This window comes from Streptomyces abyssomicinicus, from assembly GCF_008974245.1.
GTDB classification, from domain to species: Bacteria; Actinomycetota; Actinomycetes; order Streptomycetales; family Streptomycetaceae; genus Streptomyces; species Streptomyces abyssomicinicus.
In genome coordinates this window covers 949,905-969,546 of the sequence record NZ_BBZI01000005.1, presented here as the reverse complement: position 1 = coordinate 969,546, position 19,642 = coordinate 949,905, and the positions used below count along the sequence as shown (strand labels likewise).

Genomic DNA, 19,642 nt, shown 5'->3' with positions numbered 1-19,642 from the left:
CGCCGGTGGTCAGCGGGTCCGGCCGGAGCGGGACGGGGCGAACCGCTGCCGGATCCGGTGCCCGGCGGCCACCGCGGCGCCGGCGATCAGCAGGCCGCCGGCCACCTGGAGCGGGACGGAATCGGTGAACGCGCCGCCCGCTCCCGCCTCGACGCCGCGGTGCACCGGCGGGGCGGTCCGGCCGCCGTGGCCGTGGTCCTCCTTGCCGCCGTGACCCTCCTTGCCGCCCTGGCCGCCCGGGCCGGGACGGTTCCCGGGCTCGTGTCCCGCACCGCCGCCGGAGCCTCCGGGACCGCCCTGACCTCCGCCGGGACCTCCGCCGGGGCCGCCGCCGGGCCCGCCCGGACCTCCGCGTCCTGAGCCGGGCCCCTGGCCGGGGTCGCCCTGCCCCGGTTCGTGGAGCGGTCCGGGCTCGAGGGGCTCGACCTCGATGCCCGTCGCCGATCCGGCCACCGGACCGTCCGGCCCGGCACCGGACGTGTCCTCCGGCGCGTCCCCCGCCCCCGGCGCGTCTCCCGGGCCGCCTCCCGGCTCCGTGTCGCCGAGGGGCCCGACGGACCCGGCGGACACGTCCTCCCCGCCCAGGTCCTCGGCCAGGGCGCCGTCCGGGGCGTCACCGAACGTCTCGTCCCGCGGCACAACCTCGTCCGGCGCGGCGCAGGCCTCCGGGTCCGCGCCCTCCTCGCAGGGGGCCGCGGCCACCGCTCCGCGCAGCCCCGCGGTGCCGCTCCCCTCCGGGCAGGCGTCCGCGCCCCCGGGTTCCGGGGCGCGCCGCTGCGAGGTGGCGACGCCCGCCACGGCCTGCGAGGAGGCGCCGGGGTCACAGGGGACCGGTTCCGCGGCGGTGACGGGCGCGGCGACCGTCACCGCCGCGCCGGCGATTGCAGCGGCGGACAGGACACGGAGAGTGCGGCGCATGGGGCTCGGGCTCCTTCAGCCGGAGGACGACGGGCGTCTCCATCCCAGCCGGGCCGCCCCGTCGCCGCCCGTCGCGCGACCCCATCCGCGTGACCCGGTGCGCCGAACGAGGGAGGCGAGGCCCGTGTGCCCGGCCTCGCCTCGCTCCGTCTCCCCTCTGCGACACTCCGACGCTCTCGTCTGCTCGGGCTCAGGACGCCCGTCCGGGCGGCGCCCCCGCGCCGGGCGTACCGCCCGGCAGGGCCCGCCGCACCGCGGGTGGCGCGGGTAGCGCCAGAGGAGCCGGTACCGGCGTCACGGCCGGCAGTACGACATCCCCGTCGGCCGAGGCCGTATCCCCCTCCGGACGAGGAAAGACAAAATCCTCGTACCAGTCCATGGCCAGCATCATGCAGAGCATCAGAACCGGAATGATCACTACGAGCACCACCATGGGTCCGTCCTCCCAGGGGTGAACGGGGGCGGCGGAGCGCCCCGGGTCCCCTTCAGACTGCCGGACATTCCGGACTCCCGCGCGCCGACGGAACGTGGCCGGGACCACGCGGCCCGCCGGTGTGTCGCCTCCGCCTCCTCGGGTACGCGGGGGCCACCCGAAGATGTGGAGGGAGCCATGCAGCGTGGCAGCGACCGGTTGAGCGTTCACCGGGACGACGAGATGAAGCACGAGCTGAGGGGGCTGCTGCAGTCCGGACGTCCCACCCGGACGGAGGAGTGGCACGACCCCGAGCCGGTCGCCGACGACGATCCGGCGGTGGCGGGCGGCACGGAGGGCGTGCGGGAGGCCCCGCTGGAGACGGTGCGGCTGGAACTGGCGCGCATCCTGAGCCGCACGTCGTTCCCGGCGGGCCCTCAGCAACTGGCGCGCACCCTGCGCCGCAACCACGCGCCGGACGCCCTGGTGGAACCCCTGGACCACCTGCCGCACAAGGCCCGCTACGCCAACGTCCAGCAACTCGCCGAGGCGATCACCCGTCCGGAGTAACGCCGGCCGGACCACGCGGCCGGGGGGAAACGCCGGAGGGGGAAGGAAGGATGTGGAACCGAGCATGCGCATCGCATTTCTCACGGCGCCCGAGGGCGTCGAGCAGATCGAACTCACCAAGCCCTGGCAGGCGGTGACCGACGCCGGGCACGAGGCCGTCCTGGTGTCGACCCGGTCCGGCGAGGTCCAGGGGTTCAATCACCTGGACAAGGCGGACACCTTCCCCGTCGACAGGACGGTGGACGAGGTCTCGGCCCAGGAGTTCGACGGGCTGGTGCTGCCGGGCGGCGTCGCCAATCCGGACGCCCTGCGGATGGACGAGACGGCCGTCGGACTGGTGAAGGACTTCTTCGAGCAGGGCATTCCGGTCGCCGCGGTCTGTCACGCGCCGTGGACGCTGGTCGAGGCCGACGTGGTCTCCGGCCGGGAGGTGGCCTCCTGGCCGAGCCTGCGGACCGACATCGCCAACGCCGGCGGCACCTGGGTCGACGAGGAGGTCAAGGTCGACACCAATGGCCCCAACGTGCTGGTCACCAGCCGCAAGCCGGGCGACCTCGACGCCTTCGACGAGGCCCTGCTGCGCGAGTTCGGCCGGCGGGCGGGGTAGGCGGGCGACCCACCTGCGTAAGGAGGGGCGGGCCCGCCGGGCCCGCCCCTCCTCACGCACGTCCCCGGTGCGGCACGTCCCCGGTGCCGTGCCGGGGGCGAGCGGCGTCCCTCAGCCCCGCGGCTGCCCCGGATCACGCTCGCGCGCGCCCTCCCGGGTGCGCCCGGCGGAGACCGGCCGTCGCGGATGGCGGCGCAGGTACTCGCCCTCCAGCTGCGCCATCCGCTCGTTGTGGGTGCGCAGCGCGTCGCTGGACCCGTGCAGCAGCGTGTCGTGACGCGTGCGGTGGATGGTCTCGAGTTCCTTCATCAACTGCTGGTCGTCCAGCCGGTCCGGTTCGACTCCTGCCATGGCGGCACCCCGTTCCTCGTGTTCCTTCATGGGGCACGGGTACCCGCCTGGGACACGGATCCGACGCACGAGGAAGACAACCACCCGACCGACACCGGACGCGGAACCATGGATCTCGCATTTCTTCAGCCCCTGTACGAGCGCCGAGGCCCGTGGGCCTCGGTCTACGTGGACACCTCGCACCACACCCAGGACACGCCGCGCGAGCGGCGCCTCATGGCCCAGGCGGTCGCCCGTGAACTGGCCTCGCAGGGCGCGGACGAGGCGACCTGCGAGGCGGTGCGCACAGCGGTCGACGAACTCCAGCACTCCACCGAGCCGCACGGGCGGGCGCTGTTCGCCCACGACGGCGAGGTGGTCCTCGACCCGTCGCTGGCGCGGGCCCCGCAGCGGGAGATCACCGCGGTGTGGGCGCCGCTGCCGCACGTCTCGCCGTTGCTGAACCTGCTGGGCGAGGATCCCACCTGCCTGGTGGTCTACGTGTCGCGGGGCGGCGCCGATCTCGAGCTGCGCACCGCGCTGGGCAGCTCGGACGCCGGTGAGGTGGTCGGCCGCCAGTGGCCGTTGCACCGCACGGCGTCCTCGGACTGGTCGGAGCGGCACTTCCAGCTGGCGGTGGAGAACACCTGGGACCAGAACGCGGCGGAGATCGCCCGCGAGGCGGCCTCCTGCCTGGAGGAGACGCGGGCGGACCTGGTGATCCTGGTCGGGGAGGACCGGGACCGGCGGGCCGTGCGGGAGCATCTGCCCCCGCAGGTGCGGGGGCACGCCGTGGAGGCCTCGCACGGGAGCGGGAGCCGCCTCCTGGAGGAGGAGGTGGAGGACCTGCGCGCCACCCACGAACGGCAGACGGCGGAGACGGACCTGGGCAGGTTCCTGGCCGCGCGGGGGCGGGACCCGCAGGGCGGCGCCGGCGCGGTCGAGGGGGTGCCCGCGCTGGTGGAGGCCGCGCGGGAGCACCGGATCGACGAGCTGCTGGTCAACCCCGACGGGCCGGACGCGCACCGGCAGATCTGGATCGGCGAGGAGCCGGACCAGCTGGCCGTGCGGCGCGCCGACCTGAGGATCCTGGGCGAGCAGCACGCGTGGGCGGCGCGGGCCGACGACGCGTTGCTGCGGTCCGTGGTCGCGACGGGGGCGCCCGCGATCTCGGTCGGGCCCGCGCTGGAGGACGACTCCCCGGTGGTCCCGGTGGGCGGCCTCGGCGCGCTCCTGCGCTGGGCGTAGCCGCCCGCCCTTCGGCCCCGCGCGCCCGCTTCTCCCGCGCCGCGGCGGGGGCACGTGCGCACGCCGCGACGGCTCGTGCCGGGTGGAGCGGACCGTCCACCGCGAAGGCCCGGACCTGCGCCCTCCCGGGCGGCCCGGCCCTGCGGGCGGCCCGGCAGCCGCCAGGGGCCGGCCGGATCACGTGCCCGCCCTCCCGCGGGCCGGTTCCGCGGGCGGGCGCCGGGCGCCGGGCCCGCCAGGTCAGCGGGCGCGTTCGACGCGGCGTTCGTCCCAGACCGGCTCCGCCGTCTCGCGGACCTTGCCGTCACTGCCGAAGACCAGGAACCGGTCGAAGGACCGGGCGAACCACCGGTCGTGGGTCACCGCCAGCACCGTGCCCTCGAACGCCTCGAGGCCCTCCTGCAGGGCCTCGGCCGACTCCAGGTCGAGGTTGTCCGTCGGCTCGTCCAGCAGCAGTGCCGTGACGCCCTGGAGCTCCAGCAGCAGGATCTGGAAGCGCGCCTGCTGACCGCCGGAGAGGCGGTCGAAGGTCTGCTCCGCCTGCTGGGTGAGTTCGTACCGCCGCAGCCGCGACATGGCCGCCCCGCGGTCCTGCGAGTGCTCGGTCCACAGGATGTCGAGGAGCGTCCGCCCCAGCAGCTCGGGGTGGGCGTGGGTCTGGGCGAAGTGCCCGGGCACCACCCGCGCGCCCAGCTTCCAGGCGCCCGTGTGGGCGACGTCCTCCCCCGCGAGCAGCCGCAGGAAGTGCGACTTGCCGGAGCCGTTGGAGCCGAGGACCGCGACCCGTTCGCCGTAGAAGACCTCCAGGCCGAAGGGCTTCATCAGGCCGGTGAGCTCCAGCCCCTCGCAGGTCAGGGCGCGCACACCGGTGCGCCCGCCCTTGAGCCGCATGGTGATCTCCTGCTCGCGCGGCGGCTCCGGCGGCGGTCCGGCCTCCTCGAACTTGCGCAGCCGGGTCTGCGCGGCGGCGTAGCGGGAGGCCATGTCGTGGCTGACCGCGGCCGCCTGCCGCAGGGTGAGCACCAGCTTCTTCAGCTGCTCGTGCTTCTCGTCCCAGCGCCGCCGCAGCTCCTCGAAGCGGGCGAACCGCTCCCTGCGGGCCTCGTGGTAGGTGCCGAAGCCGCCGCCGTGCACCCAGGCGTCGGCGCCGGCCGGGCCGGGCTCGACGCTGACGATCTTCTGCGCGGCGCGCGACAGCAGTTCCCGGTCGTGGGAGACGAAGAGCACGGTCTTGCGGGTCTCCGCGAGGCGTTCCTCCAGCCACCGCTTGCCCGGCACGTCGAGGTAGTTGTCCGGCTCGTCGAGCAGCAGCACCTCGTCGGTGCCGCGCAGCAGGGCCTCCAGGACCAGCCGCTTCTGCTCGCCCCCGGAGAGGGTGCGCACCTGCCGCCACTGCGCCTTCTCGTAGGGCACGCCGAGCGCGGTGGTGGTGCAGATGTCCCAGAGGATCTCCGCGTCGTAGCCGCCGGCCTCGCCCCAGTCGGCGAGCGCCTGCGCGTAGCGCATCTGCGCGGCCTCGTCGTCGTGGGTCATCATGGCCAGCTCGGCCTCGTCGACGGCCTTGGCGGCGCTCCTGACGCGCGGCGTGGAGACCGACACCAGCAGGTCGCGCACGGTGCTCTCGTCGCGCACCGAGCCGACGAACTGGCGCATCACGCCGAGTCCGCCCTGCACGGTGACGGTGCCGCCGTGCGGTTTGAGCTCGCCGGAGATCAGCCGCAGCAGGGTGGTCTTGCCCGCGCCGTTGGGACCGACCAGCGCGACGACCGCACCCTCGCCCACCCGGAAGGAGACGTCACCGAGCAGGGCTCGGCCGTCGGGCAGGTGGTACTCGAGGTGCGCGGCTTCCAGGTATCCCATGGGGAGGTATTGTCCGGGCACGCCCCCGACCGGGGCAAACCGTTATCGGGCCTCACTCCACGGGACGGCCGGTGGGGCCGCTCCCGCCTCCCGGCCCGCGCGTGAAGACCACGGCCCCGGCCCAGGAGAGCGCCTTCCAGCCGTCCCGCGGGGAACCCTCGAGGACCACCACGCCGGTGTTCTCCAGCGGGTGGGAGGCCGCGAACTCCACGTCCACGTTGTCGGCGCGGGCGGCGGTCCAGGTGCGGATGGCGGCGCCGTGGCTGATGAAGGCGACCGTGCCGGCGCCGAGGGCGGACGCCTCCTCGACGACGGCGTCGTAGCGGCCGAGCATCTCCGTGCCGTTCTCCCCTCCGGGCATGCGCCGGGTGACCTGGCCGGCCGCCCAGGAGAACGCGATCTCCATGTAGCGCAGGCCGCGCTCGTCGTGGCCGAGTTCGCCCTCGAGTTCTCCCGCGGTGATCTCGCGGAGGCCGTCGCGGACCCGCACCTCGAGGCCGAGTCCGCGGGCCAGCGGCCGGGCGGTGAGCTGGGTGCGCACGAGGGTGGAGGCGAAGAGTGCGGTGACGTCCTCCCCGCGCAGGGCGTCCGGAAGCGCCTGTGCCTGCCGCTCCCCCAGCTCGGTCAGCGTGGGGCCCGGCACGCGGGTGTCGAGCACGTCCCGTGCGTTGGACGGGATCTGCCCGTGGCGGATGAGCAGCAGGCGCATGCGGGTTTCCGTCCCTTCCGCTCGACGGCGCACGGCGTGGGCCGTGTCGTGCCGGGTTCCCTCATCCGGACGTCCGTGCACCTGGGCGGCCCGCGGTCCGCCCGCCGTCGCCGTCCACGACACGTGGTGGGCGTGCGTGCGGCGTGCCTGCGGCGGGAAGTCTCCATCGGCGGGGTACTCGTCGGGGATGACGCGTGACACGGGCAGGGGCGGGCGCGACGGCGCCAGGGAATCGTGCCGGACGGGCAGGGGGGTGCTGCAACGCATGCTGGACGCGGACCGCGGCGTGTTCGAGACGGTGGCCAGGCGGCACTGGCCGGGGGCGGGAGCGCTGCTGCCGCGGCTGAGCCGCGCCGCCAACCACGGCGTCCTCTGGTTCGCGGTGGCGGGTGCGATCGCCGCCTCCCGCACCCCGCGGGCTCGGCGGGCCGCCCTGCGCGGCGTCGGTTCGCTCGCCCTGGCGTCGGCCACCATCAACACGGTAGGCAAGAGGTCGGTGCGCCGGCCCCGCCCGTTGCTGGACGTGGTGCCGCTGGTGCGGCGGCTGGAGAAGCAGCCGCACACCACCTCGTTCCCCTCCGGTCACTCCGCCTCCGCGGCGGCCTTCGCGGCGGGGGTGGCGCTGGAGTCGCCCGGCTGGGGCGCCGCGGTGGCCCCGCTGGCGGGGGCGGTGGCGCTCTCCCGGGTCTACACGGGGGTGCACTACCCCAGCGACGTGCTGGCCGGAGCGGCGCTCGGGGTGGGCGCCGCCCTGACCGTGCGGGCCCTGGTGCCCACCCGCGACCAGGGGAAGCCTCCGGCCCGCCCGCGGGCCGAGGCTCCCGCGCTGTCCCGCGGTTCGGGGCTGATCATGGTGGTGAACAGCGCCTCCGGCAGCTCCGAGCGGGCACTGGCCATCCGCGACGCGCTGCCCCCGGCGAAGATCGTGGAGTGCGAGCCGCAGGCGCTGGAGGACGAACTCGAACGCGCCGCGTCGCTGGCCCAGGTGCTGGGCGTGTGCGGCGGCGACGGGACGGTCAACGCGGCCGCCCGGATCGCCCTGCGGCACGACCTGCCGCTGGCCGTGCTGCCCGGCGGGACGCTCAACCACTTCGCCTACGACCTCGGCGTCGAGGACGTCCGCGGCCTGGCCAGGGCGCTGGAGCGGGGCGACGCGGTCCGCGTGGACGTCGGCATGTTCAGCACCGAGCAGCGCCGCGGCATCTTCCTCAACACCTGCAGCCTGGGCATCTACCCGGAGCTGGTGCGCGAGCGGGAACGGTGGGCGGGGCGGATCGGCGGCTGGCCCGCCGGGCTGCTGGCGGCGGCGCGGGTGCTGCGCGCCGACCGTCATCCGCTGGAGGCCCGCCTCCACGGCCGCACCCACCCGCTGTGGCTGCTCTTCGCGGGCAACGGCACCTACCACCGGATGGGCGTGATGTCCGGCCGCCGGATGGATCTGGCCGACGGGCAGCTGGACGTCCGGGTGGTGCACGGCGGCCGGCGTCCCGCGCTGCGGCTGCTCTCCGCGGCGCTGGCCGGTCCGCTGACCCGCTCCCCCGCGCACGCCGCGGTGCAGGTGCCGTACCTGCACATGGACCAGGTCTCCCCCGGCACCCTGCTGGCCTACGACGGTGAGGTGACCCACGTCGAGGGCAGGGTGACGCTGCGCAAGCTGCCGCGCGCCCTGACGGTCTACCGTCCGATGCCCTGACCGCACCGCCGGGCGGCATCTCGCCCGCATCGTGAGACAGGTATCTCATGATGCGAGCGCTGCGGATACCGTGACGGCTTCGGCACGGTTCTTCGCCAAGGGGGCGCGGCATGGGCAGGGCTCAGGAGACGGCGGTCTACACGCACGGGCACGGCGAGGCGGTGCTCCGCTCGCACCGCTGGCGGACGGCGGCCAACTCGGCCGCCTACCTGCTGGGTTCGCTCCGGCCGGGGATGCGGGTGCTGGACGTCGGCTGCGGGCCGGGGACCATCACCGCCGACCTGGCGGAGCTGGTGCCGGGCGGCGTGGTCGTGGGGCTGGAGCGCGCCGCGGCGGTGCTGGCCGACGCCCGCGCCGAGGCCGCGCGACGAGACGTGCGCAACGTGGAGTTCGCGGTGGGCGACGTGCACGCGCTGCCCTACCCGGACGGCGCGTTCGACGTGGTCCACGCCCATCAGGTGCTCCAGCACGTGGGCGACCCGGTGACCGCGCTGCGGGAGATGCGGCGGGTGACCCGCCCGGGCGGGCTGGTGGCGGCGCGGGACTCGGACTACGGCGCGATGAACTGGACGCCGGCCGCCGCGGGGCTGGACGAGTGGCAGGCGCTCTACCGCCGCACGGCACGCGCCAACGGCGGGGAGCCCGACGCGGGACGTTTCCTGGTTGGCTGGGCCCGTGAGGCGGGGTTCGACGAGGTCGCCGCCTCCTCCTCGGAGTGGGTCTACACCGGCGCCGAGGACCGTGCGTGGTGGAGCGGCATGTGGGCGGACCGCACCCTGGCGCCCGGCTACGCGGGCCGGGTGCGGGAGCTGGGGCTGGCCGACGGGAAGGCGCTGGAGGCGGTGGCGGCCGCGTGGCGGGAGTGGGGGAGCCGGCCGGAGGGGCGGTTCACGGTCCCGCACCAGGAGATCCTCTGCCGCCGCGCGGCCTGAACCTCCGAGGACCCGCCGCCGGCCCGGGCCTCGGTCACACGCCCGACGGGGGCCGGGCCCCAGGGGACCGGCCCCAGGCTCCGGGCCTCAAGGCCAGAGGCCTCGTTCGGGGACCGGGACCGGGGCCTGGACCGGGGAACCTGCGCCTCGGGGCGGCTCCGGCCCCGCCGGGCCGGCCTCAGCCGCCTCCGCCGAGCGCTCCGAACGAGTACGGTGCCCAGGGGCCGGTCAGGTGGATCCGGACGCCGCCCTCCGGAAGGTCCTCCCGGGCCTTGTCGACCATCTCGACGAAGCCCCCGGACTGCCGGCGCGGCACCAGGTAGGCGGCGTCCAGCACGTTGCCGCCCCAGGCGCGCTCCTCGGTCTCGGTGACCTTGAGGGTGCGGTGCGGATGCAGCCGGGTCTCCTCCGCGGCGGCGCGCAGTTCCTCGTGCAGGCGGGTGGCGAGGCGCTCGGCCTCCGCCCGCCGCTCGCCGCCCGCGTAGACGCGGACGCTCCACTCGACCCGGCCCGCGAGCCGGTCGAGGACGGCGCGGATCTCGGCGGCGTGCGTCTCCAGCAGGACGCGCACGGCGCTGTCGTCGGGCAGCACGGTGGCGAACGGCAGCGGGAGCGGGGTGGTGACGGTGGTGAGGGCGTCGATCACCTGCTCGTGGGCACGGGCCGTCGCGGTCAGCCACGCCCGGTCCTCCAGGCGCTGCCGCAGCGGGCCCTCGTCGAACTCGACGGCCGGGACGGTGCTGACCACGGCCACCAGGCCCTGGTGGTGGACGGCCGTGGGCGGGCAGCCGGCCACACCGCCCAGCTGGGCCTGGAGCGCCGCCTCGAACGGGCGGCAGACCGCGTAGACGTACCGCAGTCCGCTCATCGTCTCTCCTCCTCGCCGTGGGGCCGGGCGGGGCCCGGGCGTGCGGCCGGGGCACGGGGTCCGGGCACGCGGTCCGGGCGTGGAAGCCCGTACCTCCACCCTGCCCGAGCCCGGGCCCCCGCTCCAGTTCCCCCGCCCGGGACACGGGTCCCGGGCGGCGCGGCAGCCGGCGGGGGCGGGGGCGGGCGCTCAGGCCGGTTCGATCTCCTGGCGGCCGCCGCGCTCGGCGGGCAGCTCGTCCTCGTCGGCGTCCGGGTCGCCGTTCCCCGCGCGGGCGTCGTCGTCCGACCCGCGGGTGAACATCTTGCGGACCGCCGAGTCGTCCCACCAGGCCGTGGCGGCCCCGGCGGTGCGGACGCCCTCCATCAGCAGCCGCCGCCCCTGGCCGGCCAGGTAGGCGCGGGGCTCCTCCCGGCCGGCCAGCACGATGGCGACGGCGACCACGAGCGGCAGCGTCCGGGTGCGCCCCACGACGTAACCCGCGGTGGCCGCGAGCCCGAGTTCCCAGCGCCGGGCGGCGTTCATCCGAAGCCACCTCCCCGCTGCTGCACCCCGGCCGCGGCCTCCAGCCGCTCGAGCAGTTCGTCCTCACGCCGGTCGAACTCCTCGTCGTCGATCTCGCCTGCTTCCAACTGCTCCTCCAGACTCGCCAGTTCGGCGCGGATCGTGGCGGGGTCGTAGTAGATGCGCTCGGCCTCACGCATCACCTGGCGGATCACCCAGGCGCTGCCGCGCACCGGCGCGAGCGGCAGCAGCAGCACCTCGGAGAGGAGTCCCACCGTGTCACTCCACGGCCGTGCCGGCCGCCTGCCCCGCACCCTGCGGCGCGTGGTCGGCGGGACCGGGCTCCACGAAGCTGTAGGGCGGCAGCGGCCCGTTGACGCGGAGCTGGAGGTGCGGGTTCTCCTCGCGGAACCGCTCGACGGCTCCGAGGAACTCCTCGGCGGAGTCGGCCGCGACCAGCAGGGACAGGTTGGTGATCCAGCCGGTGGACTCGGCTCCGGTGGCCACGGCCGTGGCCGTGGGCTCCAGGGCCTGCTGGAGCAGCGCCGCGTCCACGTCCTCGCGGGCCTTGACGGCGGACACCACCAACTCGCCGAGCCTCAGCTTGTCGTCGTGGGTGCCGCCGCCGGCCTGGCGGTTGGCCTCGGCCATGGCGCGCAGTTCGGCGTCCTCGCCCATCACCAGGTGGAGCACGGCCTGCTCGTCGTGGTTGGCCTTGACGTTGTACTCCGCCTTGCCCTCCAGGGCGCGCAGCCGCTCCGTGTAGTGGCCGGCGCGCTCCGCGAGCACCCGCAGGACGGAGTCGTCGTCGGGGGCGACGTTGCCGAAGCGCATCGGCAGCACGGTGCCGCCCGCGCCGGCCTCGGCGAGGATCGTCTGGTGGGCGAGCAGGTCACGCCGCTTGGGGCGCAGGTCCTCGGGAGCGTCGCCCGCCACCGCGACCAGGTCGCCCTCCTTGAGCAGCCGGACCGGGTTCGGCGGGTCGCCGACCCCGCCCATGCCCTCGGGCAGCGACGGGTGGGACGCCGAGGCGATCCCGTAGACGTAGGTGCTCACTCCTTCTCCTCCTTACGCCGCGCGGTCGCGGGCTCCTTGCGCTCCTCGCGCCCCTGACGGAAGGCGTCGGAGATGGTCTCGGCGGCTCCGGAGAGCGCGCCCTTGGACTTGCCGCGGGCGCCGGACTCGGTCATCTCGCCGACCAGGTCGGGCAGTCCGGGGTTCTTGCGCGGGCCGGACTCCAGGTCGAGGCGGTTGCAGGCCTCGGCGAAGCGCAGGTACGTGTCGACGCTGGCGACGACGACACGGATGTCGATCTTCAGGATTTCGATGCCGACCAGGGAGACGCGGACGAACGCGTCGATCACGAGGCCCCGGTCGAGGACGAGTTCGAGAACGTCGTAGAGGCCGCTGCTGCCGCCCCCACCGCCGCTCTGCTGTGCCGGTACAACCGTCACGGGTGCTCCTCACTGTTTCCGGGCACGGCTGACCGCCGTCGCGGGCAGACCTGCCCTGTCACGGGAAGTCGGGCGGACGTCTGTGGCCTTCGAACCGCCTTGTCAGCGGCGGTTGCTGTCCGAACGTCCGCGTTCGTAGCGCCGGATGCGCTTGTAGCCGGTGAGCATGCCGTCCGGGTCCAGGTCGACCCGGTAGGTCGACAGCAGGCTCATCGTGTCGGGGACGCGCTCGAGTTCGAGCACCTCCACCTCCAGCGACCAGCCGTCCTCGGTCCTTTCGAAGGACGACACCGACTCGGCGGCCATCCCCGTCAGCTCCTCGAGCTGGGCCCGCGCCTCACGCAGCACTTCGGTGGGGCGCGGACGGCGCTGATCCGGTTCGTTCTGCTCGGTGTTCTCGGCTTTCTCGGTGTTCTCGGTGTTCTCGGTTTCTGACTTCTGCTTCGGTGTGTTCGTCATGGCCACCTCTGTGAGTGCGGATGACCGGTGACCCTGACGCCAAACCTCCCGATGCACACCGACCGATCTTGTCCGCGTGCTTCCCGTGACAACCCCATGGCGGTCCTTCACGCATGGGTGGGGGCCGTGCCGGCCGGGTGACGGCGCGACGCCTCAGGCCGGCACGCCCTGCCCGGTCAGGAGCCGCACGGAGGCGGCGATCGACCGCGCGTCGACGCCCGCCTCGCGCAGTTGCTCCTCAGGGCTCGCCGACCCCGGCATGGAGCGCACCCCGAGCCGGACCAGCCGCGGCACCGGCGACCCGTCGGTGAACGCGGAGGCGACGGCGTCGCCGATGCCGCCCTCCTCGTGATGATCCTCGACGGTGAGCAGGCACCCGGTCTCCGCGGCCGCCCGACGCAGGGTCTCCCCGTCGACGGGCTTCACCGAGTACAGGTCGACCACCCGCACGGCGATGCCCTCCGCCGCGAGTTCGTCCGCGGCCCCCAGCGCCTCGTGGACGGTGACGCCGGCCGCGACCAGGGTCAGCCGGTCCTCGGCGGAGGAGCGCAGCACCTTGCTGCCGCCGACCGGGAACTCCTCGTCGGGCCCGTAGAGCACGGCGTTCTTGCCGCGCGAGGTGCGCAGGTAGCGGATGCCCTCGAGGCCGGCCATGGCGGCGACGAGCTTGGCCGTCTGGTTGGCGTCGCACGGGTAGAGCACGGTCGAGCCGTGCACCGCGCGGAACATCGCGAGGTCCTCCAGTCCCATCTGCGAGGGACCGTCCTGGCCGATGGACACGCCCGCGTGCGAGCCGACCATGTTGATGCCGGCCCCGCTGACCGCCGCCATCCGCACGAAGTCGTAGGCGCGGCTGAGGAACGCGGCGAAGGACGAGGCGTACGGAATCCAGCCGCGGGCGGCGAGCCCCACCGCGGAGGCGACCAGCTGCTGTTCGGCGATGTAGCACTCGAAGAACCGCTCCGGGTGCTCCTTGGCGAACGCCTCGGCCCGGGTGGAGTCGCTCACCTCGCCGTCCAGGGCGACGACGTCGTCCCGCGCGGTGCCGAGCGCGGCGAGGGCCGCGCCGTAGGCGTCCCGGGTGGCGACCTCCTCGCCCTCGCTCCAGCGCGGCAGCCGGGGCGTGCCGGTGCGCGCGGCGGGCCGGGCGGCGGCCTGCCAGGGCTCGCGGACCCGGACCCGCAGGTCGCGTTCACCGCCCAGCTCGGCGATCGCCGCCTCGGCGTCCTTGAGCGGCTTGCCGTGCAGGCCCTCCTTGTCCTCGGCCGCCGCCACACCGCGCCCCTTGAGGGTGCGGGCCAGCACCACCGCGGGCTGCCCGACGGTGGAGCTCGCCTCGCCCAGCGCCCTCTCGACCGCCTCGACGTCGTGGCCGTCCACCTCGACGGTGTGCCAGCCGAACGCCTTGAACCGCCGCGCGTAGGCGTCCAGGTCGTGGCCGTGGCGGGTCTCCCCGCGCTGTCCCAGCCGGTTGACGTCGACGATCGCCGTGAGGTTGTCCAGGTGCTCGAACGAGGCCTGTTCGGCGGCCTCCCACACGGACCCCTCGGCCAGTTCGCTGTCGCCGCACAGCACCCACACCCGGTACGGGGCGCGCTCCAGCCTCTTGCCGGACAGCGCGATGCCCACGCCGACGGGCAGGCCCTGGCCGAGCGACCCGGTGGCGGTCTCCACCCAGGGCAGCCGGCGCGGGGTGGGGTGGCCCTCCAGGCGGCTGCCGTGCTCGCGGAAGGTGAGCAGCTCCTGGTCGTCGATGGCTCCGGCGGCCTTGTACGCCGCGTAGAGCAGCGGCGAGGCATGCCCCTTGGAGAGCACGAAGCGGTCGTTGCCGGGGGCACCGGGGTCGGCGAAGTCGTACCGCATGTGGCGGGCGAGCAGCACGGCCATCAGGTCGGCCGCCGACATGGAGGAGGTCGGGTGGCCCGACCCGGCGGCCGCGGAGGCGCGCACGCTGTCCACCCTCAGCTGTTGTCCCAGTTCGGCGAGGTGGGCCAGTTCGGCGGGATCGGGAGCTCGGTCGTCGGTGTGCATGGGTCCCCTCGGGATCGCGTTCCGCGTGACCCCCTCCGCGTCCCCCCGGCCGGGTGGCCGAAACGGCCCCGGCCCCACGGGCGGGCCGCCCGGCCACCGCGCCCGGGCGGTCCCGGGCCCCGGCGCCTCCCCCGGCCTCCCTCCCCGCGGCTCACGCCCGGGACCCTCCGCGGGACCCACGGCCGGGCCCTCCCCGGGACTCGTTCCGGGACTCGTTCCGGGACTCGCTCCGGGCGCCCTTGCCGGGGCTCACCCCGGGCTCACTCCGGGGGGCGCATCCGGAAGTCGAGGCGGTCCGGCAGCGGCTCGTCGGTGCAGGCGGCCCACAGCCGGCTGATGGTCTCCGAGCCCTCCCGCAGATCGGCGACCTCGAAGCCGTCCTCGAACACGGCCCGGGCGTCCGCCGCGCGCCCCTCGGCGAGCAGCAGCTCCACCTCCAGCAGCCGGAACCGTCCGCGCGCCCGCGCCGTCCCGGGCAGCCGCTCCCACACCTGGCGGGCCTCCGCGGCCCGTCCCACGCCGAGCAGCGCCTCCAGCGCCTCCCGCCCCAGCGCGGCCACGGCTGCCTCCCACCGGCCCGGGTCCGTGCCCTCGGCGGCCACCCGGCACAGCGCGTCGAACGCCTCGCCGTAGCGGTCCGCCGCCCGCTCGGGGTGGTCCTCCTCCTGGTCCGCCACCGCCGTGCACCGCAGGAAGGCCCAGTGCCCGGGCGCGAGCTTCAGGCCGCGCTCCCAGCTGCGCACCGCCTGCGCGCGGTCCCCGGCGTGCCACTGGGCGAGCCCGAGGTGGTACTCGGCGGTGGCGGTGGCGTCCGCGGTCTCCAGCATGTCCCGCCAGTGCGGTGCGACGAGTGTGGCGTGCGGCGGTCCGGCGTCCGGGTCCTCCTCGGGCAGCGCGCCCTGCCGGAGCAGTTCCAGCCAGGGCCGCTGCTCCTCCCCGAGCGTCTCGGGGGCGAACGGGGTGCCGGGCAGGGCGAAGCCTGCGCGCAGCACCTCCAGCGCGCCCCAGCCGGAGCCGGTGGCCAGCCGCTCGCCGGGCTCGGTGTCCGCGCCGGCCGCCCACGCCGCGTAGGCGGCGTCGACCTGGGCGCGCGGCAGCACCGCCTCCAGCCGCGTCTCGGCGGCGTCTAGGGCGGCCGCCCAGTCCTCGCCGTGCGCCGCCCCGGGGTCCACGTCGAGCGGGCCGTACGCCTCCAGCCAGGAGACCTCGCTCTCCGCGTCGAGCCTGACGTGCTCCAGCTGGGTACGGGCGAGCCCGGCCTGTATCTCGCAGTAGCCGCCGGTGCCGGGTTCGGTCAGCCACTCCTGCCAGCGGCGACCGCCGGGGCCGCCGCCCCACACGAAGAGCTTGCGGCCGCGCAGCACGTCCGTGGACGTCTGGGCCAGGCCGTGGCCGGCGTCGTCGAGGGCGGCGATCCACCGGCGGCGGCCGTCGGGGACGTCGTAGAAGTAGTCGGCGGGGAAGACGCTGTTCAGAGGGCGGGTCCGGTCCACGCCCTCGTACGCGGGCACGGTCACCTGGCGCAGCCGGCGGTGGTAACCGAAGTGCCAGGCCGAGTCGGCAGGGGCGAGCACCCGGCGCTCCTCGGGGACGGCGATGTTGGACCACCAGTAGGTGGGCACCGGGCGCTCGTGCGGGTTGCGTATCCGTACGCCCACGTAGAGGAAGTCCGAGCCGTCCGGCAGCCACAGGTCGACCTGGAACGGCAGGTCGCGCAGCCGTTCCCACTCCCACAGCCGCAGCATCACCCCGCCGTCGGGCGCGGTGACCCGGGCGGCGTGCAGCGGGGAGCAGGAGAGCGCGGTGTGGCCGGTGGCGCCGATGTTCCACTCGACCCCGCCGGAGTACCAGGCGCCGTTGAGCGCGAAGCACGCGGGCTGGAGCACCGGGTTGCGGTAGAGGAGTTCACGCCCGGTGGGCTTGTGGACCAGGGAGGCGATCCGGCCGCCCAGGGTGGGCAGCACCGTCGCGCGGAGCCGGTCGTTCTCCACCACGATGGCCTCCACCGGCCGCGGGGCGCGCCGGCGGTCGTAGCCGTCGCGGACGCGCTCCGGCAGCAGCCCGGTGAGCGGGGCGTATCCCATCTGCCGGGCCATGTCCCGCGGCAGACCCTGGCGGTCCCGGTCCTCGACCTGGTGCACCTCGTCCAGCGGTCGGAGCGGCGGAAGCGGGTTGTCGGGGCCCAACTCGGCTGCGGGCAGCGTCAGTACCTCACGGCGGATCGTCGTCACGCGACCATGGAAGCGGGCGGACGGCGATCGCGCCAGAGGCCGGCGTGCTCCGGTCCCGGTCCTCTGGCCCCGGGTTCGTCACCTGGGGACCATCTCCGCGGTGATCGCCCAGCGTTCGTGGTCGCGCCACGCGCCGTCGACGTGGAGCATGCGCGGGGAGAAGCCCTCCTTGGCGAACCCTGCGCGGCGTGCGAGGGCGACGGAACGGGCGTTGCCCGGCTGGACGTTGATCTCCAGCCGGTGGAGGTTGAGCGGTGGTGCGAAGGCGTGCCGGACGAGGGCCTTCAGGGCGTCGGTCATCAGGCCGCGGCCGGCGGCGTGCGCGAACGCGCCGTAGCCGAGGGCGCCGCTGCGGAAGGCGCCGTGCACGATGTTGTTGATGTTCACGTAGCCGGCGATGGCGCCGTCCGCGCGGTCGCAGATCAGGTACCCCTCCTTGTCGGGGCTCTCGATCAGCCGCGTCGCGTAGTCCAGGTACGCGGAGGGGCTGTCCGGGGGGAACAGCCACGGGCGGTGCAGGTCCCGGCTCTGCCGCGCGCGGGCGGTGAACTCGGCCTCGTCGGCGAGGGTGAAGGGGCGCAGACCGATCCGGTCGGTCACGGCCAGATAGGACACCTCGGGCATGAAGATCACCTTACCGCCGCGACCGGCGTGCCCCGGCCCGGCCACACGTTTCGCCTTCACCTGTACCGGCCGCGACATTTGGCGATTCAACCGGAAGGGGCGTACGGGCAGCGCCTTTGAGGGACGTGCTCGCGCGCCTACTGTGGAGGAAGGGGCCGAAAACGCCATTCGCGTGACCGACGGGAGGACCGTCATGACCGAGGCCTCTTTTCCCAGGAACACCGCGACCGCCGTGTGGTCGCAATTCTGCGCCGTCAGCCCCAGTCCGGAGGTGCGGGAGAGGATGAAGGAGGAGCAGCGAAGGCTCCAGGACGTGTCGCCGGCGGCCCGGCAGTTCGTGCCCGCCGGACACCCGCGGATGCGGGGATTCGACGACAACATCATCCTCCCGCCCGAGATGTTCACGGCCGGCACCTCCTCCGGGGCCCTTCGCCGGGCGGCAGCCGAACGCGCGCCGCTCAGGGGCGCGGTCCGGGTGGTGGCGGTGCTGGTGGACTTCCCGGACAAGGAGATGACCGCGGGCAAGGAACACTTCGAGAAGCTCCTCTTCTCCGAGCGGGAGCTTCCGCACGGCAGCGTGCGTGACTACTACCGGGAGGCCACCCACGGCCTGGTCGACATCGTCGGCGAGGTCATCGGCCCCATACGGATGCCCCGCAAGCTCTCCTGGTACGCGAACGGGAACTTCGGCATCGGCAAGCCGTCCGGGGACCCCCGTGCGCACTTCATGGCACGCGACGCGGCGGTGGCGGCCGACCCGCTGGTCAACTACGCGCCCTACGACAACGACGGCAACGGGTTCGTCGACGCCTTCATGGTGATCCACGCCGGGTCCGGCGGCGAGGCCACCTGGGATCCGGGCGACATCTGGTCCCACAAGTGGGTGCTGCCGAACACCCTCCACGCCGACGGCGCCAACATCTTCGCCTACCTCACCATCCCCGAGGACGCCAGGATCGGCGTCTCCGCCCATGAGCTGGGGCACCTGCTCTTCGGTCTGCCCGACCTGTACGACGTCGACGGAACCTCCGAGGGCGTGGGCAACTGGTGCCTGATGGGCGGCGGATCATGGGGCGGCGGGGGTGACGTCCCGACCCATCCGTCCGCCTGGTGCAAGCTCCAGCAGGGCTGGGCCGACCAGGTCGACGTCACCGGGGACGGCAGTGTCACGCTGCCCAACTCGCAGGTCAGCCACCAGGTGCACCGGGTGTGGACCGACGGGATGCCGGACCAGGAGTTCTTCCTGCTCGAGAACCGCCAGCAGATGGGCTACGACGCCTCGCTGCCCCACCACGGCCTGCTCATCTGGCACGTCGACGAGGGGCAGCCGGACAACACCGCCGAACCGCACTACCTGGTGGGTCTTGTCCAGGCGGACGACGACCACGCCCTGGAGACGGGCGCCAACCGTGGCGACGGCGGCGACCCGTACCCCGGGGACAGCGCCAACACCTCGTTCACGGCGGCCAGCCGGCCCAGCTCCGCGTCGTACGACGGAGTGCCCACCCAGGTGGCCGTGACGGACATCTCGGAGTGCCGCACCCTCGTCACGGCGTCCGTCTCGGTGACCGCGGCGCCCGCGTTCGAGGCCGCGGGGCGGCCCGCGGGCGCCCGCGCCCGGACTGCGGAGCCCGGGCTGCCCGCACTGGCCCGGGACCTCGACGACCTGCAACGACGCCTGACCGATCTGGAGCAGACGGTACGGCGCTACCCGTGGGAGAGCGTCGAGGCCTACCTGAGGGAGTCGTCGTACTCCGCCCCGGCCAGGAACGAGCCGGCCGAGGCGGCGAGCGGCGCCGCTCCCGGACGCGCGTCCCGTTCCGGCTCCCTGCGCGGCCGCTGACCGGCAGGGGCGGTACGCCGTGGTCCAGGTGATCGAGAACCGTACCGCCCTGACCGTGCGGTTGCTCTCCAGGGAGGTCCACCCCCGCCTGGCGGGCTGGGACCGGGTGGTGACGCGGGTCCTCGCGGCCGGGCCGGTGCCGGGCTTCGCCGACCTGCTGTCCCGGCACGTCGGGGAGCGCCTCGAGCTGGCCGTGCGCGGTGAACTCCTGGCCGACGCGCGGCCCGGCGACACGATACGGCTGCGGGCCCGGGTGACCGGGCCGGGTCAGGTGGTCGCCGAGAGCGGCCCGGAGCCCGGGGACTCCGCCGTCGAACCCGGGTAGACCTCGCCTCTGTCTCCCTCTCCG

Annotated in this window: 21 protein-coding genes; 7 read left to right on the top strand and 14 right to left on the bottom strand. The window is 74.7% G+C overall.

From position 1 onward, the window contains the following. Nucleotides 1-9: 9 nt before the first annotated feature. Together GBN72_RS33965 and GBN72_RS03950 are read right to left on the bottom strand one after the other, a co-directional pair. Entirely contained in the window at nucleotides 10-918 is a 909-nt protein-coding gene (locus GBN72_RS33965; protein WP_164540358.1) for a hypothetical protein, read from the bottom strand. Nucleotides 919-1,108: 190 nt separating this feature from the next. After that, complete coding sequence (locus GBN72_RS03950; RefSeq protein ID WP_151770197.1) at nucleotides 1,109-1,351, bottom strand: hypothetical protein; 243 nt, start codon at nucleotides 1,349-1,351, stop codon at nucleotides 1,109-1,111. A gap of 177 nt (nucleotides 1,352-1,528) precedes the next feature. Between GBN72_RS03950 and GBN72_RS03945 the strand changes: the two genes are divergently transcribed. After that, complete coding sequence (locus GBN72_RS03945; protein ID WP_151770196.1) at nucleotides 1,529-1,900, top strand: DUF2795 domain-containing protein; 372 nt, start codon at nucleotides 1,529-1,531, stop codon at nucleotides 1,898-1,900. A gap of 64 nt (nucleotides 1,901-1,964) precedes the next feature. Continuing rightward, nucleotides 1,965-2,507: a type 1 glutamine amidotransferase domain-containing protein gene (locus GBN72_RS03940; protein WP_151770195.1), complete on the top strand. Its 543-nt coding sequence runs from the start codon at nucleotides 1,965-1,967 to the stop codon at nucleotides 2,505-2,507. A gap of 111 nt (nucleotides 2,508-2,618) precedes the next feature. Here the strand turns inward: GBN72_RS03940 and GBN72_RS03935 are convergent, their stop codons facing one another. Then, the gene (locus GBN72_RS03935; protein WP_151770194.1) at nucleotides 2,619-2,888 is read right to left on the bottom strand and encodes a DUF6158 family protein; all 270 of its coding nucleotides are present in this window, start codon (nucleotides 2,886-2,888) and stop codon (nucleotides 2,619-2,621) included. A gap of 78 nt (nucleotides 2,889-2,966) precedes the next feature. On the opposite strand from GBN72_RS03935, the gene GBN72_RS03930 reads away from it, so the two are divergent. Beyond that, the gene (locus tag GBN72_RS03930; protein ID WP_151770193.1) at nucleotides 2,967-4,085 is read left to right on the top strand and encodes a baeRF2 domain-containing protein; all 1,119 of its coding nucleotides are present in this window, start codon (nucleotides 2,967-2,969) and stop codon (nucleotides 4,083-4,085) included. 240 nt (nucleotides 4,086-4,325) lie between these two features. Here the strand turns inward: GBN72_RS03930 and GBN72_RS03925 are convergent, their stop codons facing one another. Next, complete coding sequence (locus GBN72_RS03925) at nucleotides 4,326-5,945, bottom strand: ABC-F family ATP-binding cassette domain-containing protein (RefSeq protein WP_151770192.1); 1,620 nt, start codon at nucleotides 5,943-5,945, stop codon at nucleotides 4,326-4,328. A 52-nt stretch (nucleotides 5,946-5,997) separates the two neighbouring features. Continuing rightward, nucleotides 5,998-6,654 carry a histidine phosphatase family protein gene (locus tag GBN72_RS03920; protein ID WP_151770191.1) on the bottom strand — a complete coding sequence of 219 codons (657 nt, stop codon included), beginning with the start codon at nucleotides 6,652-6,654 and terminating at the stop codon, nucleotides 5,998-6,000. A 265-nt stretch (nucleotides 6,655-6,919) separates the two neighbouring features. Between GBN72_RS03920 and GBN72_RS03915 the strand changes: the two genes are divergently transcribed. Further along, on the top strand, nucleotides 6,920-8,347 hold the full coding sequence (locus GBN72_RS03915; protein WP_151770190.1) for a bifunctional phosphatase PAP2/diacylglycerol kinase family protein: 1,428 nt from the start codon (nucleotides 6,920-6,922) through the stop codon (nucleotides 8,345-8,347). 110 nt (nucleotides 8,348-8,457) lie between these two features. Then, nucleotides 8,458-9,279: a class I SAM-dependent methyltransferase gene (locus GBN72_RS03910; RefSeq protein WP_151770189.1), complete on the top strand. Its 822-nt coding sequence runs from the start codon at nucleotides 8,458-8,460 to the stop codon at nucleotides 9,277-9,279. 178 nt (nucleotides 9,280-9,457) lie between these two features. Here the strand turns inward: GBN72_RS03910 and GBN72_RS03905 are convergent, their stop codons facing one another. The 9 genes from GBN72_RS03905 to GBN72_RS03865 form a co-directional block, all read right to left on the bottom strand. Next, on the bottom strand, nucleotides 9,458-10,147 hold the full coding sequence (locus tag GBN72_RS03905) for a GvpL/GvpF family gas vesicle protein (RefSeq protein ID WP_151770188.1): 690 nt from the start codon (nucleotides 10,145-10,147) through the stop codon (nucleotides 9,458-9,460). A 189-nt stretch (nucleotides 10,148-10,336) separates the two neighbouring features. After that, nucleotides 10,337-10,672 (bottom strand): hypothetical protein, encoded by a 336-nt coding sequence (locus GBN72_RS03900; RefSeq protein WP_151770187.1) that lies wholly within the window; start codon nucleotides 10,670-10,672, stop codon nucleotides 10,337-10,339. Further along, nucleotides 10,669-10,926, bottom strand: a complete 258-nt coding sequence (locus GBN72_RS03895) for a gas vesicle protein GvpG (protein ID WP_151770186.1) — start codon at nucleotides 10,924-10,926, stop codon at nucleotides 10,669-10,671. Before GBN72_RS03895 ends, GBN72_RS03900 begins: the two co-directional genes overlap by 4 nt. Before the next feature lie 4 nt (nucleotides 10,927-10,930). Beyond that, nucleotides 10,931-11,707: a GvpL/GvpF family gas vesicle protein gene (locus tag GBN72_RS03890; RefSeq protein ID WP_151770185.1), complete on the bottom strand. Its 777-nt coding sequence runs from the start codon at nucleotides 11,705-11,707 to the stop codon at nucleotides 10,931-10,933. Beyond that, entirely contained in the window at nucleotides 11,704-12,105 is a 402-nt protein-coding gene (locus tag GBN72_RS03885; protein ID WP_151770184.1) for a gas vesicle structural protein GvpA, read from the bottom strand. The genes GBN72_RS03890 and GBN72_RS03885 overlap by 4 nt, the downstream gene beginning before the upstream one ends. 102 nt (nucleotides 12,106-12,207) lie before the next feature. After that, nucleotides 12,208-12,564: a gas vesicle protein GvpO gene (locus GBN72_RS03880; protein ID WP_151770183.1), complete on the bottom strand. Its 357-nt coding sequence runs from the start codon at nucleotides 12,562-12,564 to the stop codon at nucleotides 12,208-12,210. Between the two features lie 153 nt (nucleotides 12,565-12,717). Further along, entirely contained in the window at nucleotides 12,718-14,595 is a 1,878-nt protein-coding gene (locus GBN72_RS03875; protein ID WP_151770182.1) for a transketolase, read from the bottom strand. 260 nt (nucleotides 14,596-14,855) lie between these two features. Beyond that, nucleotides 14,856-16,826 carry a DUF5107 domain-containing protein gene (locus tag GBN72_RS03870; RefSeq protein WP_151770181.1) on the bottom strand — a complete coding sequence of 657 codons (1,971 nt, stop codon included), beginning with the start codon at nucleotides 16,824-16,826 and terminating at the stop codon, nucleotides 14,856-14,858. A 78-nt stretch (nucleotides 16,827-16,904) separates the two neighbouring features. Further along, nucleotides 16,905-17,450, bottom strand: coding sequence for a GNAT family N-acetyltransferase (locus tag GBN72_RS03865; RefSeq protein ID WP_151770180.1), 546 nt, complete (start codon nucleotides 17,448-17,450; stop codon nucleotides 16,905-16,907). 193 nt (nucleotides 17,451-17,643) lie between these two features. On the opposite strand from GBN72_RS03865, the gene GBN72_RS03860 reads away from it, so the two are divergent. Beyond that, nucleotides 17,644-19,293, top strand: coding sequence for a M6 family metalloprotease domain-containing protein (locus tag GBN72_RS03860; RefSeq protein ID WP_151770179.1), 1,650 nt, complete (start codon nucleotides 17,644-17,646; stop codon nucleotides 19,291-19,293). A 28-nt stretch (nucleotides 19,294-19,321) separates the two neighbouring features. Then, entirely contained in the window at nucleotides 19,322-19,618 is a 297-nt protein-coding gene (locus GBN72_RS03855; RefSeq protein WP_246212238.1) for a hypothetical protein, read from the top strand. Nucleotides 19,619-19,642: the final 24 nt, after the last annotated feature.

Coding starts and splice junctions, on each gene's coding strand:
- GBN72_RS03875 (WP_151770182.1), bottom strand. CDS start 14,595: ATGCACACCGACGACCGAGCTCCCGATCCCGCCGAACTGGCCCACCTC.
- GBN72_RS03900 (WP_151770187.1), bottom strand. CDS start 10,672: ATGAACGCCGCCCGGCGCTGGGAACTCGGGCTCGCGGCCACCGCGGGT.
- GBN72_RS03935 (WP_151770194.1), bottom strand. CDS start 2,888: ATGAAGGAACACGAGGAACGGGGTGCCGCCATGGCAGGAGTCGAACCG.
- GBN72_RS03880 (WP_151770183.1), bottom strand. CDS start 12,564: ATGACGAACACACCGAAGCAGAAGTCAGAAACCGAGAACACCGAGAAC.
- GBN72_RS33965 (WP_164540358.1), bottom strand. CDS start 918: ATGCGCCGCACTCTCCGTGTCCTGTCCGCCGCTGCAATCGCCGGCGCG.
- GBN72_RS03945 (WP_151770196.1), top strand. CDS start 1,529: ATGCAGCGTGGCAGCGACCGGTTGAGCGTTCACCGGGACGACGAGATG.
- GBN72_RS03910 (WP_151770189.1), top strand. CDS start 8,458: ATGGGCAGGGCTCAGGAGACGGCGGTCTACACGCACGGGCACGGCGAG.
- GBN72_RS03865 (WP_151770180.1), bottom strand. CDS start 17,450: ATGCCCGAGGTGTCCTATCTGGCCGTGACCGACCGGATCGGTCTGCGC.
- GBN72_RS03940 (WP_151770195.1), top strand. CDS start 1,965: ATGCGCATCGCATTTCTCACGGCGCCCGAGGGCGTCGAGCAGATCGAA.
- GBN72_RS03925 (WP_151770192.1), bottom strand. CDS start 5,945: ATGGGATACCTGGAAGCCGCGCACCTCGAGTACCACCTGCCCGACGGC.
- GBN72_RS03915 (WP_151770190.1), top strand. CDS start 6,920: ATGCTGGACGCGGACCGCGGCGTGTTCGAGACGGTGGCCAGGCGGCAC.
- GBN72_RS03930 (WP_151770193.1), top strand. CDS start 2,967: ATGGATCTCGCATTTCTTCAGCCCCTGTACGAGCGCCGAGGCCCGTGG.
- GBN72_RS03860 (WP_151770179.1), top strand. CDS start 17,644: ATGACCGAGGCCTCTTTTCCCAGGAACACCGCGACCGCCGTGTGGTCG.
- GBN72_RS03920 (WP_151770191.1), bottom strand. CDS start 6,654: ATGCGCCTGCTGCTCATCCGCCACGGGCAGATCCCGTCCAACGCACGG.
- GBN72_RS03950 (WP_151770197.1), bottom strand. CDS start 1,351: ATGGTGGTGCTCGTAGTGATCATTCCGGTTCTGATGCTCTGCATGATG.
- GBN72_RS03905 (WP_151770188.1), bottom strand. CDS start 10,147: ATGAGCGGACTGCGGTACGTCTACGCGGTCTGCCGCCCGTTCGAGGCG.